The organism is Rhodococcus kronopolitis (genome assembly GCF_042654025.1).
GTDB lineage: Bacteria > Actinomycetota > Actinomycetes > Mycobacteriales > Mycobacteriaceae > Rhodococcus_G > Rhodococcus_G kronopolitis.
In genome coordinates this window covers 438146-450404 of the sequence record NZ_JBHSFO010000003.1, presented here as the reverse complement: position 1 = coordinate 450404, position 12259 = coordinate 438146, and the positions used below count along the sequence as shown (strand labels likewise).

Genomic DNA, 12259 nt, shown 5'->3' with positions numbered 1-12259 from the left:
CGTGCTTCATGACGAGGGTGGATCCGGCGTGCCAATCCTGTTGCTCCACGGGCTGATGGGCAGCGCCCGTACCTGGCGTCGACAGGTGCCGTGGCTGCGCGAGTTCGGGCACGTCCGCACCTTCGACGCGGCCGGTCACGGACGGCCCGCGCCCGCCACGTTCAGCACCGAGGCCTTTGTCGAGGACCTGGCCGAGGCGACGGCGTCGATCGCCGAACCGATGGTCGTGATCGGGCACTCGATGGGTGGGCTGCACGGCTGGTGCTTCGCGGCCGCGTACCCGGAGCGGGTGCGGGCGCTGGTGGTCGAGGACATGGCGCCCGACTTCCAGGGCCGCACCGCGGACGACTGGGCCGCGCTGATCGGCTCGTGGCCGCAGCCGTTCCGGGACGCCGAGCACATGGTCGACTACTTCGGACCCGTTGCGGCGCAGTACTTCATGGACTCGTTCGTCCAGCGTGACGACGGCTGGTACCTGCACGGCGAGGTGCCGGTGTGGCGGCAGATCTCCGAGGAGTGGGGCACCCGCGACTTCTGGACGCAGTGGTCGGCGGTCCGCGCACCGGCGCTGCTGCTGGAGGGCGAGTTCACCATCACGCCACCCGGTCAGATCCGTGAGATGGCCTCCACGGCAAGAGGAGCCGAGACCCGGTACGAGCTGATCGAGGGGGCCGGCCACCTGGTCCACGACGATCGACCGGCGGAATACCGGGCGGCGGTCGAGTCGTTCCTCGCCGGTCTCCGCAACTAGGACGTGGCCGTGTCGGTCGCCCTCGATACGGTCTCGGCATGGCAACTCCTGACGACTTCGACGCCCTCGAACCGATCCGCCTCGTGACCGGCGGCCGCAGTTCCAGCATCATCTATTCGCCCGGCGGCCCGGAGTACCACCAGCACCGGTCGGCGTTGGAGGCTCACGGGATCGAGGGTTCCGGATACGACTTCACCGGCGCGCTTCGCGCCGTGCTCACCGACCGGGCCCCGTCGGCGCTCGGTGCGGTCGGGTTCGACCCGGAGGCAGGCATGGTCAGTGTCTACGGCGACGACCTCGACGCGCTGCACGTCGCCGCGACTGCCCTGCGGACCCTGGTTCTCGACGCCGACGCGCTCGACTCCGCCCTCGCTCGGGCCGTCGAGCTCGGCCTCGACGACGACTAGTCCGGTTGCCGGGCGCGACGCGACACCCGGCGGGTCAGCCCTCGCCGGCCAGCGCGAACAGCCCGTCCTCGGTCTGCTCGACCAGCCCGTCCACGAGCAGGGAGTGCAGCGCCCGGTCCCGCTGTCCGGTGTCGGTGAGCCAAACCTGGTCCAGCCGTACGCGTTCCACCGGACCGCGGCTCTCGCGCAGCACGTCCATCAGGCGCCCGCGGACCTGACGGTCGGTGCCGACGAACTTCTGCACCTTGCGCGGCGGCCCGGCGTGTTCGGGCCGGCCGGCCAGCACCCAGGCGCAGTCGTCGAGCGGGCACCGCGCGCAGTCGGGAGTCCGCGCCGTGCACACGGTCGCGCCGAGCTCCATCAGGGCGGCGGAGAACACCGCCGCCCGCGCCCGGGTGCGGGGCAGCAACTGCTCGGCGTCGGCGAGGTCTCGGGTGGTCGACGGGTTGCCCGGCTCGGCGGTGCCGTGCACCGACCGTGCGATCACGCGTCGGACATTGATGTCCACCACGGGAACCCGCTGTCCGTACGCGAAGCAGGCCACGGCCCGCGCGGTGTACGCGCCGATGCCGGGCAGACCGAGCAGGACGTCGACGTCCGTCGGCACCGAGTCGCCGTGCTCGGCGGCGAGCACCCGTGCGCATTCGTGCAACCGCAGTGCCCGGCGGGGGTAGCCGAGCTTGCCCCACGCCCGCAGCACCTCGGCCTGGCTCGACGCCGCCATCGCCGACGGCACCGGCCAGCGCTGCACCCACTGTTCCCACACCGGCGCCACCCGGGCCACCGGCGTCTGCTGCAGCATGATCTCGCTCATCAGGATCTGCCAGGCCGTGACGTCCTCCCGGCGCCACGGCAGGGCGCGCGCCTCCCGCTCGAACCAGCGGATCAGTGCGGAGGAATTCACCGGATCTTCACGTCCTTCGTCGGGGGTTCTGCCAGGTCGGGCGCAACTGGGAAATGTGGCCGGGTGCACAATGGGCGGCATGCCGAATTCGAACCCCATTTCCGCCTGGAAGGCACTGAAGCAGGGTAACGACCGCTTCGTGGAAGGCACCTCGCTGCACCCCAGCCAGGGCGTCGCCGACCGGGCCAAGCTCGTCGCCGGACAGCACCCGACCGCGGTGCTCTTCGGCTGCGGCGATTCCCGCGTGGCCGCGGAGATCATCTTCGATCAGGGCCTCGGGGACATGTTCGTGGTCCGCACCGCCGGTCACGTCATCGACAGCTCGGTGCTCGGGTCCATCGAGTACGCCGTCGACATCCTCAACGTGCCGCTCATCGTGGTCCTCGGCCACGACAGCTGCGGCGCGGTCGCGGCCACCATCAACGCGCTCGATCGCGGTGAGGTGCCCGGCGGCTTCATCCGGAGCATCGTCGAGCGGGTCGCGCCGTCCATCCTGATGGGCCGCAACGAGGGGCTCAGCACCGTCGACGAGCTGGAGGGCAGGCACGTCCTCGAGACCGGCAGCCTGCTAATGCAGCGGTCGCGGATCATCGCCGAGCGGGTCGAGAACGGCACCTGCGCCATCGTCGGCGTCACCTACACGCTGGCCAACGGCGGTGTGAAGCTGCGCGGCGTGGTGGGCGACGTCGGCGAGGAATCCAACCAGGAGTGACCGCCCGCCCGGGCCGGCGAGGAGGTTCTCCGCACTTTTTTCGCGGGGGATTCGACGCCGGCGCGGGCGACACGCCGACCCTGCTCGAACACCACCGGGGCCCGGGCGAATACCTTGGTCACTGTGTTGGAACCATCCGGGCCGCTGCCCCCTGAGATCTACTGGCGCCGACGCCTCCTCGCGATCGGCGTCGGAGTGGTCGCGCTGCTGCTGTTGCTGTGGATAGTGTCCGCCCTCCGCGGCGGGGACGAGGCGCCGTCCGCCGAGGCGGTGGCGTCGAGTTCGGCCCTGGCGTCCTCGTCGGCGTCGGCAGGGTCGAGCACCTCAGCCACCGCATCCGAGGACGCCGACTCGAGCGACGACTCGTCGTCCTCCTCGGCATCCGGGTCTGCGTCCGGGTCGGCCTCGGGAACGACGTCGGCCACCGGGTCGGCCGCGCCGGTGGCCGCCGGGCAGTGCGCCGACAAGTCGCTGGCGATCAAGGCCAGCTCGGACGAGGCGAACTACCAGGCCGGGCAGGACCCCGCCTTCGGCGTCGTCGTCACCAACATCGGCAACGAGCCGTGCGAGCGCGACCTCGGCGCGGGCATGCAGCAGGTGCTCGTCTACAGCCTCGACGGGCAGCACCGGCTGTGGTCCAACGCCGACTGCTTCCCCAACACCACCCCGGACGTGCGCACCCTCAAGCCGGGCGAGCAGGCGGCGTTCGCGGTCAAGTGGTCGGGCGCGACCTCCGAGCCCGGTTGCGAGGCGGCCCGGAACCCGGTCGGCGCCGGCGCCTACACGGTGGTCGGTCAGCTCGGCGCACTGCGCAGCACCCCGGAGCCGTTCAACATCAGCTGACCGGTCGGCCGGGACCCGTCCCGGCTAGTCGTAGCGGCCGGTGATGGACGCCTCGGCGAGCCGGGAGAGACCCTCCCGGATGTGACGTGCCCAGAGCCCGCCGATGCCCTCCACGGACTGCAGGTCGGCGGCGGTGGCCGCGAGCAGGCCCTGCAACGTGCCGAACGCGCCGACCAGCCGGTGCACCTGGTGGAACTGCAACCGCGGCACCCGCGCCAGCACCCGGTATCCGCGCGGGCTCATCGGGGCGTCGAGGGACTCGATCGTGCCGGGGTAGCCGAAGGCTCGGGCCAGCGTGGTCAGGTCCAGCAGGTCCGCGTCGGTGAGCTTGTCCAGCGACGCCAGCACGCGTTCGACCGCGTCGGACGGGGGCTGGCCGGGGCCGGCGAGGTAGTCGCGGACCACCAGTTGCCGCGCCACGTCGTTGTCGCCGACCAGCTCCTCGAGCTGCAGTGCCAGCTGGCGACCGTCGGTACCCAGTTCGAGCATGTCCCGTTCGATCTCCACCGACACCCGGCGAACCATCTCCAGCCGCTGCACCACGGTCAGCGCGTCGCGCAGCGTGACGAAGTCCTCGATCTCGACCAACGAGAGCGCATTGGTGACCTCGGTGAGCCGCGACTTGTAGCGCTCCAGCGTGGCGACCGCCTGGTTCGCGCGGGACAGGATGGTCGCGGAACCCTCCAGCACGTGCCGGACGCCGCCGACGTAGACGCTGACGATGCTCATCGACTGGCTCACCGAGACGACGGGGCAGCCGGTCTGGATGGCGGTCCGCTCGGCCGCGCGGTGCCGGGTGCCGGACTCGACGGTCGGGATCGTGTAGTCGGGGACCAGTTGGACGTTCGCGCGGACGATCCGGGTGCCGTCCGAGGAGAGCACCACGGCGCCGTCCATCTTGGACAGCTCACGGAGCCGGGTCGGCGCGAACTCGACGTCCAGTTCGAAGCCGCCGTCGCAGAGCCCCTCGATCTCCTCGTCGTAGCCGAGCACGATGAGCGCGCCGGTACGGCCGCGCAGAATCCGCTCCAGGCCGTCGCGCAACTCGGTCCCCGGAGCCAACCGGGAGATCGTCTCGCGGAGCGTGGCCGTCGTGTTCTCCAACCCGTCCCCCTAGTGCCTCGCTGAAATCGCGCGGGCCGTCAACTGGCACGGTTCCGTGATCACGGTTCCGTTTATCGGTACGTGGGAGCCGGTCACCCCGAACGCAACTCCCCGGATTAGATTACCTATCCATGAGCAGTACCTGGACCTTGCCCGATGATCTGACCCTCCCCGTCCGCCCGGACTTCTTCCCGGAGCCCGGTGGCGCGTTGCCGCAGCACTGGTCGAAGTGCTTCGGGTGCGGCGACGACCAGCCCGCCGGGATGGCGATGACCTTCAACGCCGGTGAGGGCCTCGAGGTCAGCGGGCGCCTGACGGTGGCCCCGCGCTACCAGGGCGGCCCCGGCGTCATCCACGGCGGCATCCTCTCGGTGGCGTTCGACGAGGTGCAGGGGATGGCCTGCATGGTCCTCGGCGGTCCGGTGGTGACCGGGCACCTCGAGATCGACTTCGCCCGCCCGGTCCCGCTGGGCTCGGTGCTCGAGTTCCGGGCCCGGATCGAGGGCATGGTCCGGCGCAAGGTCTACACCAGCGCCGAGGCGCGCATCGTGGAGGGCGCGGCCGCAGGCGACGCGGTCGTGGCCACCTCCCGCGGGCTGTTCCTGACGATCACCGCGGAGCACTTCACCCCGATGGCGGACGTCGTCGACGGCGTGCCCGAGTCGCCCTTCGGCACGTCGTTCGGCACCTCCTCGATCTAGCACCGCCGGGCGGCCGGGCAGCCCTCAGGTCACCGGGCGCAGCCGCGGGCGCGGGGCCGGGGCCGCCGGCAGCCCGTCCAGCACGCGCAGTGCCTCGCCGAGGCTGCCGACCTCGACGGACCTGAACCCCGGCGGCGCGTCGCCGGAGTCGCGCGGCACCACCGCGTGGGTGAACCCGAGCCGCTTGGCCTCGGCCAGCCGACGGCCGACGCCGGTGACGCGCCGCACCTCGCCGGCCAGCCCGACCTCGCCGAGCACCACCAGCCCGGTCGGCAGCGCCACGTCCCGGAAGGCCGACGCCACGGCCAGGGCCAGGGCCAGGTCCGCGGAGGGTTCGGTCACCCGCATGCCGCCGACGGTGGCCGCGTACACCTCCTTGTCGGACACCTTGATCCCGAACCGTCGCTCGAGGACCGCGAGCACCATCGCGACGCGGGCGGAGTCCATGCCGCTGACCGCGCGGCGCGGCGACGGCATGGTGGTGTGCGCGACCAGGGCCTGGACCTCGCCCAGCAGCGGCCGCTTGCCGTCCATCGTGACGGTGACCGCGGTGCCCGCGACGGCGTCGTCGCGGTGGTGCAGGAACAGCCCGGACGGGTCGCTGACGCACACGATGCCGTCCTCGCGGAGTTCGAAGCAGCCCACCTCGTCGGCGGCGCCGAACCGGTTCTTGACCCCGCGGACCATCCGCAGGGTGGAGTGCTTGTCGCCCTCGAAGTGCAGCACCACGTCCACCAGGTGCTCGAGCGAGCGGGGACCGGCGACCGCGCCGTCCTTGGTGACGTGCCCGATCAGCAGCACCGGGATGCCGGTGGTCTTGGCCAACGAGGTCAGCGCGCTGGTGATGGCGCGGACCTGGGTGACGCCGCCGGTGACGCCCTCGACGTCGGCGGCCAGCATGGTCTGCACCGAGTCGACGATCAGCAGGGTGGGACGCACCTGCTCGACGTGGCCGAACACCGTCGCGAGGTCGGACTCCGCCGCCAGGAAGACCCGTTCGTGCACGGCGCCGGTGCGGTCGGCCCGCAGCCGGACCTGTCCGGCCGACTCCTCGCCGGTCACGTACAGCGCGCGGTCCTGCGGGTCGCGTCGGGCCCAGCGGTGCACCACCTCGAGCAGCAGGGTCGACTTTCCGACGCCGGGCTCGCCGGCGAGCAGCACCACCGATCCGGGCACCAGGCCGCCGCCGAGCACCCGGTCCAGTTCCTCGACGCCGGTCGGCTTGGCCAGGCTCGAGGTGCCGCTGATCTCCGAGATGGGCATCGCGGGGGAGTTGGGCACCAGCGCGGCGCCACCGCGAGCGGCGGTGGCGCCGGGTCGGCCGGTCACCGCGGCGGCGAGCGCCGGGGCCTCCTCGACCGATCCCCAGGCGCCGCAGTCCGGGCAGCGGCCGACCCATTTGGGCATCGTGTGCTGGCAGGACGTGCACCGGAAGTTCGACTTTGGTTTGGCCACCACGGCAGCCTAGGTGGCGGGTCCGACAGGTCGACCCGGCGTGGCCGCCGACCGGACCGGGGCCGGGGACGCGGTGATGCCTGCCTCCGGTCCGCCCGGCGATTCGCGGCCCACGCGCGGGCGACACGCCGGGGATCGAACGAGTTTTCGCGTTCGTCGGCGCGTTCGTTGCGCGGCCGAGTTCTGCCCGTCTCGGGCCGTGCCGGAACGAGAACGGCCCCCGACGTCGCCGTCGGGGGCCGTTCTCTCAGATCGGGAGGTGAACCGTGCGAACGGTCAGTGTCCGCCGCCGCTGTCCAGGTGCTCGGCATCGGCGTTGCCGGACATGTCCGACTCGTGGCGCTCGGTGAGCGGCCCGGCGTCGACCGGGACCTGGACGGTGATGTCGCCGGCCCGCGCGAAGGTGAAGGTGACGGGGATGGTCAGTCCGGGCCGCACGCCCTCGCTGATGTCGTCGAGCGTCACCAGGACCAGCTGCGTGGGGTCCTCGGGATCGTCGAGGACGGTGGCCGCGCGCACGCCGGCACCGAGGGAGGTGCCCGGGTCGATGACCCGGCCGCCGGCCTCGCCCGCGATGGTGACGGACTTGGCGAAGTCGGTGCTGATCCGGCCGAGTCGCTCAGGCTCGGAGAGGTTCTCGTTCACCGCGGTGAACGCCAGTGCAACGGTGCCGCCCGGCTCGAGGCTGAACTCGTCGCTGTTCGGGTACAGGATGTGCACGTTGCGCAGGGCGACGTCGCCCTGGTTCGCGTAGTTTCCATTCACAGCGGCGACCTGGGTCGCGGTCTGCGAAATCTGGCCCGCGCTGCAGGCGGACAGCGAGATTGCCGCGGCTGCGGCCAGGGCAACTGCGGTCGCGACTCGTCGAGTCGGCGCATTCAGGGCTGTCACGGGTTGTCCTCCACGGCGTCGGGTCGTAGCTCCACTAGGTAGCGTAGTAGTGAAGCTCCCACACCGTGTCGCGGGGTGCCCAATCGGACGGTTCCGGCGCGTCGCGGTGAGCCGAATCCCGAGGCCGCACGGTCTGTTTAAGGCCTCCCCGTGCACGTCCGAGCCCCCCTGTCAAGCCCTCCGGATCACGTACTGTGCCCCTGACCAGCGCAGTTGGAATCAGGATGGCGAGAACCCGTGATAAACTGGGCAGATCGAAAGGGGCACGGGACAGATGATTTTTAAGGTCGGAGAAACCGTCGTATACCCCCACCACGGAGCGGCGCTGATCGAGGCGATCGAAACCCGCACCATCAAGGGTGTCGAGAAGGAGTATCTCGTTCTGAAGGTCGCCCAGGGCGACCTCACTGTTCGGGTTCCCGCAGACAACGCCGAGTACGTAGGCGTTCGTGACGTCGTGGGCCAGGAGGGCCTGGACAAGGTGTTCCAGGTGCTCCGGGCGCCGCACACCGAGGAGCCGACCAACTGGTCGCGCCGCTACAAGGCCAACCTGGAGAAGCTTGCCTCCGGTGACGTGAACAAGGTCGCGGAGGTAGTGCGCGACCTGTGGCGTCGGGAGCAGGATCGCGGACTCTCCGCGGGTGAGAAGCGGATGCTCGCCAAGGCCCGGCAGATCCTGGTCGGTGAGCTCGCGCTCGCCGAGGGGACTGACGAGGCCAAGGCCGACATCATTCTCGACGAGGTTCTCGCAGCTGCCTCGTAGGACTGTGCGCACTGTGACTGACCCGGCCGACGTGGATCACGTCGGCCGGGTCGTTGCGTTGGTACCGGCCGCCGGTCAGGGGGTCCGGCTGGGCGCCGGAATCCCCAAGGCGTTCGTGACGCTGCGCGGCGAGACCCTGCTCCGGCTGTCGGTGGACGGGCTGTTGGCGTCCGGCGTCGTGGACCGGGTGGTGGTGATCGTCCCAGCCGACCGGGTCGCCGAGGTGCGCACCGAACTGCCCGACGGCGTCGACGTGGTCGCGGGCGGCGCGGAGCGGACCGACTCGGTGCGGGCCGGACTGGCCGCCGCGCCCGACGCGGACCTGCTGTTGGTGCACGACGCCGCTCGCGCGCTCACACCGCCCGACCTGGTCGCCCGGGTGGTGGCCGAGCTCCGGGCCGGCACCGATGCGGTGGTTCCGGTGCTCCCGGTCGCGGACACGATCAAGACGGTGGACGCGCACGGCGTGGTCACCGGCACCCCGGAACGGGCCGAGCTGCGGGCCGTGCAGACCCCGCAGGGCTTCTCCGCCTCGGTGCTGCGCCGGGCCTACGCCGCGGCCGAGTCCGTGGCCACCGACGACGCAGGCCTGGTCGAGCGACTCGGCGGCCGGGTCCGGACCATTCCCGGCGACCCGCTGGCCTTCAAGATCACCACTGCGATCGACCTGGCCCTGGCCCGGGCGTTGTGCGACGAGGGCCCGTGGACCTCGGCGCCCGCGGCCGACCCCAGGGCCTCGACCGACCTGGCAACTTCGACCGACCTGGCAACCTCGACCGACTAGGAGCGCGACGCGTGCGAGTAGGAATTGGTACCGATGTCCACCCGATCGAGCGTGGCCGACCCTGCTGGGTGGCGGGCCTGCTCTTCGAGGACGAGGACGGGTGCGCCGGACACTCCGACGGCGACGTCGCCGCGCATGCGCTGTGCGACGCGCTGCTGTCGGCTTCCGGCCTCGGCGACCTGGGTTCGGTGTTCGGCACCGGGCGGCCGGAGTGGGACGGCGCCAGCGGCGTGCTGCTGCTCGGCGAGGTGCGCCAGCTGCTCGAGGCGCAGGGCCTCGTCGTCGGCAACGCCGCCGTGCAGGTGATCGGGAACCGGCCCAAGATCGGCCCGCGCCGGGCGGAGGCGCAGGCCGTGCTCTCCGGTGTGCTGGGAGCGCCGGTCTCGGTCTCGGCGACCACCACCGACGGACTCGGGCTGACCGGGCGCGGGGAGGGCATCGCGGCCATCGCGACCGCACTGGTACAAGACGCTGCTCCGGACCGGTAAGATCGCACGTCGTGACTCTGCGCCTATTCGACACCGAAGCGCGGGCCTTGCGTGAGTTCGTACCGCTGGCCCCCGGACACGCGTCGGTATACCTGTGTGGCGCGACCGTGCAGGGTGAGCCGCACATCGGTCACGTCCGCAGCGGTGTCGCGTTCGACGTACTGCGGCGCTGGTTGCTCGCGCACGACTACGACGTCGCCTTCGTCCGGAACGTCACGGACATCGACGACAAGATCCTGAACAAGGCCGCAGAGGCCGGCCGACCCTGGTGGGAGTGGGCGGCGACCTACGAGCGCTCCTTCAGCTGGGCCTACGACCAGCTCGGGGTGCTGGCCCCGTCCGCGGAGCCCCGCGCGACCGGCCACGTCACGCAGATGGTCGAGCTGATGGCGCGGCTGATCGACGCCGGACACGCCTACGCCGCCGCCGGCGACGTCTACTTCGACGTCCGGAGCTACCCCGGCTACGGCGCGCTGTCCGGGCACAAGCTCGACGACGTGCACCAGGGCGAGAGCGCCGCGGAGGGCAAGCGCGACCCGCGGGACTTCACGCTGTGGAAGGCGGAGAAGCCGGGTGAGCCGTCCTGGCCGACGCCGTGGGGCCGCGGCAGGCCCGGCTGGCACCTGGAGTGCTCGGCGATGGCCGAGGCCTACCTCGGGGCGGCGTTCGACATCCATTGCGGCGGACTGGATCTGGTGTTCCCGCACCACGAGAACGAGCTCGCACAGAGCCGCGCCGCGGGCGACGGCTTCGCGCAGTACTGGTTGCACAACGGCTGGGTGACCATGGGCGGCGAGAAGATGTCGAAGTCCCTCGGCAACGTGCTGTCGGTGCCCAACGTCCTCAAGCGGGTCCGGCCCCAGGAGCTTCGGTTCTACCTGGGCGGCGCCCACTACCGCTCCATGCTCGAGTACTCGGACCATGCGCTCGACGTGGCGGCGGAGACCTACCGGGGTATCGAGGCGTTCGTGCTCAAGACGCAGGAACGTGCGGGGGAGGTCCCGGTCGGAAAGTGGACCGCGGAGTTCGCGGCCGCACTCGACGACGACCTCGGGGTGCCCAAGGCGCTCGCCGAGATCCACGGCCGTCAGCGCGAGGGCAACCGGGCGCTGGCCGCGGGCGACCTGGAGTCGGCGGTCGCGATCGCCGGGCAGGTGCGCGCCATGATGGGCATCCTCGGGGTGGACCCACTCGATCCGCACTGGGTCTCGGGCGCGGGCGACGGCTCCGCGCTGCACGACGCGCTCGACGTGCTGGTTCGTGCGAACCTGGAAGCACGGCAGCAGGCCAAGGCCGACAAGGACTGGGCGACGGCCGACAAGATTCGGGACCGGCTCGCCTCGGCGGGCATCGAGGTCACCGATACACCGAACGGGCCCGAGTGGGCCGTTCAGACGAACCACAACGAAGCAGGGCAGTGATGGCTGGCAATTCGAGCAGGCGCGGTGCAGTCCGCAAGTCGGGCACCAAGAAGGGCCAGGTAGTCGGCTCAGGCGGTGGCGGCCGCCGCGGCCTCGCGGGCCGTGGGGCTACCCCGCCCGCGATCGAGCGCACCAAGCACCCCGCCGCCAAGCGGGCCCGGGCCGCGGCCAAGGCCGCGGACGCCGGCCGCACCGGTGGCAGCGCGCCCCGTGGCCGCGGCGGTTCCCCGCGCAAGGGAGACGCCGGTCCCGAGAACGTGCTGGGCCGCAATCCCGTCGTCGAGTGCCTGCGCGCAGGCGTCCCGGCGACCGCGCTCTACGTTGCCGTCGGCACCGAGAGCGACGACCGCCTCAAGGAGGCGGTGCAGCTCGCGGCCGAGGCCAACATCTCGATCCTCGAGGTCCCGCGGTCCGACCTGGACCGGATGAGCGCCAACGGTCTGCACCAGGGCGTCGCCCTGCAGGTGCCGCCGTACCGCTACGCCCATCCCGACGACCTGATCGCGGAGGCCCGCAAGCAGCAGGAGCCCGCGCTGCTGGTCGCGCTGGACAACATCACCGACCCGCGCAACCTGGGCGCCGTGGTGCGGTCGGTGGCGGCCTTCGGTGGGCACGGCGTGGTGATTCCGCAGCGCCGCAGCGCCAGCGTCACCGCCGTCGCGTGGCGCACCAGCGCCGGTGCCGCGGCGCGGCTGCCGATCGCGCAGGCCACCAACCTCACCCGGACCCTGAAGGACTGGGCGGCCAAGGGCGTCCAGATCGTCGGGCTCGACGCGGGCGGCGACACCACCCTCGACCAGTACGACGGCACCGGCCCGGTCGTGATCGTGGTCGGATCCGAGGGCAAGGGCCTCTCGCGCCTGGTCCGGGAGAACTGCGACTCGATCCTCAGCATTCCGATGGCGGGCCCGGTGGAGTCTCTCAACGCGTCCGTCGCCGCGGGTGTGGTGCTCGCCGACATCGCGCGCCAGCGCCGCCGCTGACGTTCGACGCTCCGTGCGCCGCTGTGGTCTCGACGACCACAGCGGCGCACTG

The 12259-nt window shown here is 71.6% G+C and carries 14 protein-coding genes; 10 read left to right on the top strand and 4 right to left on the bottom strand.

Annotated features, from left to right (window positions below; translation table 11 throughout):
- Position 1 precedes the first annotated feature (1 nt).
- On the top strand, positions 2-751 hold the full coding sequence (locus ACFO6S_RS08690; RefSeq protein WP_378415993.1) for an alpha/beta fold hydrolase: 750 nt from the start codon (positions 2-4) through the stop codon (positions 749-751).
- Between the two features lie 38 nt (positions 752-789).
- A complete protein-coding gene (locus ACFO6S_RS08685; RefSeq protein ID WP_378415992.1) occupies positions 790-1158 on the top strand; it encodes an Imm51 family immunity protein in 369 nt (122 codons plus the stop codon).
- Between the two features lie 34 nt (positions 1159-1192).
- Here ACFO6S_RS08685 and ACFO6S_RS08680 read toward each other — a convergent pair whose 3' ends face one another.
- The gene (locus tag ACFO6S_RS08680) at positions 1193-2062 is read right to left on the bottom strand and encodes an HhH-GPD family protein (RefSeq protein ID WP_378415990.1); all 870 of its coding nucleotides are present in this window, start codon (positions 2060-2062) and stop codon (positions 1193-1195) included.
- A 79-nt stretch (positions 2063-2141) separates the two neighbouring features.
- Between ACFO6S_RS08680 and ACFO6S_RS08675 the strand changes: the two genes are divergently transcribed.
- Both ACFO6S_RS08675 and ACFO6S_RS08670 read left to right on the top strand, forming a co-directional pair.
- Positions 2142-2774 (top strand): carbonic anhydrase, encoded by a 633-nt coding sequence (locus ACFO6S_RS08675; protein WP_378415988.1) that lies wholly within the window; start codon positions 2142-2144, stop codon positions 2772-2774.
- A gap of 123 nt (positions 2775-2897) precedes the next feature.
- A complete protein-coding gene (locus ACFO6S_RS08670) occupies positions 2898-3617 on the top strand; it encodes a DUF4232 domain-containing protein (protein ID WP_378415986.1) in 720 nt (239 codons plus the stop codon).
- A 24-nt stretch (positions 3618-3641) separates the two neighbouring features.
- Here the strand turns inward: ACFO6S_RS08670 and disA are convergent, their stop codons facing one another.
- Positions 3642-4721: a DNA integrity scanning diadenylate cyclase DisA gene (disA, locus tag ACFO6S_RS08665; protein ID WP_378415984.1), complete on the bottom strand. Its 1080-nt coding sequence runs from the start codon at positions 4719-4721 to the stop codon at positions 3642-3644.
- Between the two features lie 131 nt (positions 4722-4852).
- On the opposite strand from disA, the gene ACFO6S_RS08660 reads away from it, so the two are divergent.
- Positions 4853-5422, top strand: a complete 570-nt coding sequence (locus ACFO6S_RS08660) for a PaaI family thioesterase (protein ID WP_378415982.1) — start codon at positions 4853-4855, stop codon at positions 5420-5422.
- 24 nt (positions 5423-5446) lie between these two features.
- Here the strand turns inward: ACFO6S_RS08660 and radA are convergent, their stop codons facing one another.
- The gene (gene radA, locus ACFO6S_RS08655) at positions 5447-6877 is read right to left on the bottom strand and encodes a DNA repair protein RadA (protein WP_378415980.1); all 1431 of its coding nucleotides are present in this window, start codon (positions 6875-6877) and stop codon (positions 5447-5449) included.
- Positions 6878-7153: 276 nt separating this feature from the next.
- Positions 7154-7768, bottom strand: coding sequence for a copper chaperone PCu(A)C domain-containing protein (locus tag ACFO6S_RS08650; protein ID WP_378415978.1), 615 nt, complete (start codon positions 7766-7768; stop codon positions 7154-7156).
- Between the two features lie 274 nt (positions 7769-8042).
- Here ACFO6S_RS08650 and ACFO6S_RS08645 point away from each other — a divergent pair, with 274 nt between their 5' ends.
- Genes ACFO6S_RS08645 through rlmB form a run of 5 tightly spaced genes read left to right on the top strand, consistent with a single transcriptional unit; the run spans position 8043 to position 12207 of the window.
- A complete protein-coding gene (locus ACFO6S_RS08645) occupies positions 8043-8531 on the top strand; it encodes a CarD family transcriptional regulator (protein ID WP_378415976.1) in 489 nt (162 codons plus the stop codon).
- A gap of 13 nt (positions 8532-8544) precedes the next feature.
- Positions 8545-9315, top strand: a complete 771-nt coding sequence (ispD, locus tag ACFO6S_RS08640) for a 2-C-methyl-D-erythritol 4-phosphate cytidylyltransferase (protein WP_378415974.1) — start codon at positions 8545-8547, stop codon at positions 9313-9315.
- An 11-nt stretch (positions 9316-9326) separates the two neighbouring features.
- Entirely contained in the window at positions 9327-9803 is a 477-nt protein-coding gene (gene ispF / locus ACFO6S_RS08635; RefSeq protein ID WP_378415972.1) for a 2-C-methyl-D-erythritol 2,4-cyclodiphosphate synthase, read from the top strand.
- An 11-nt stretch (positions 9804-9814) separates the two neighbouring features.
- Positions 9815-11224, top strand: coding sequence for a cysteine--tRNA ligase (cysS, locus tag ACFO6S_RS08630; RefSeq protein WP_378415970.1), 1410 nt, complete (start codon positions 9815-9817; stop codon positions 11222-11224).
- Positions 11224-12207: a 23S rRNA (guanosine(2251)-2'-O)-methyltransferase RlmB gene (gene rlmB / locus ACFO6S_RS08625; protein WP_378415968.1), complete on the top strand. Its 984-nt coding sequence runs from the start codon at positions 11224-11226 to the stop codon at positions 12205-12207. Before cysS ends, rlmB begins: the two co-directional genes overlap by 1 nt.
- Positions 12208-12259: the final 52 nt, after the last annotated feature.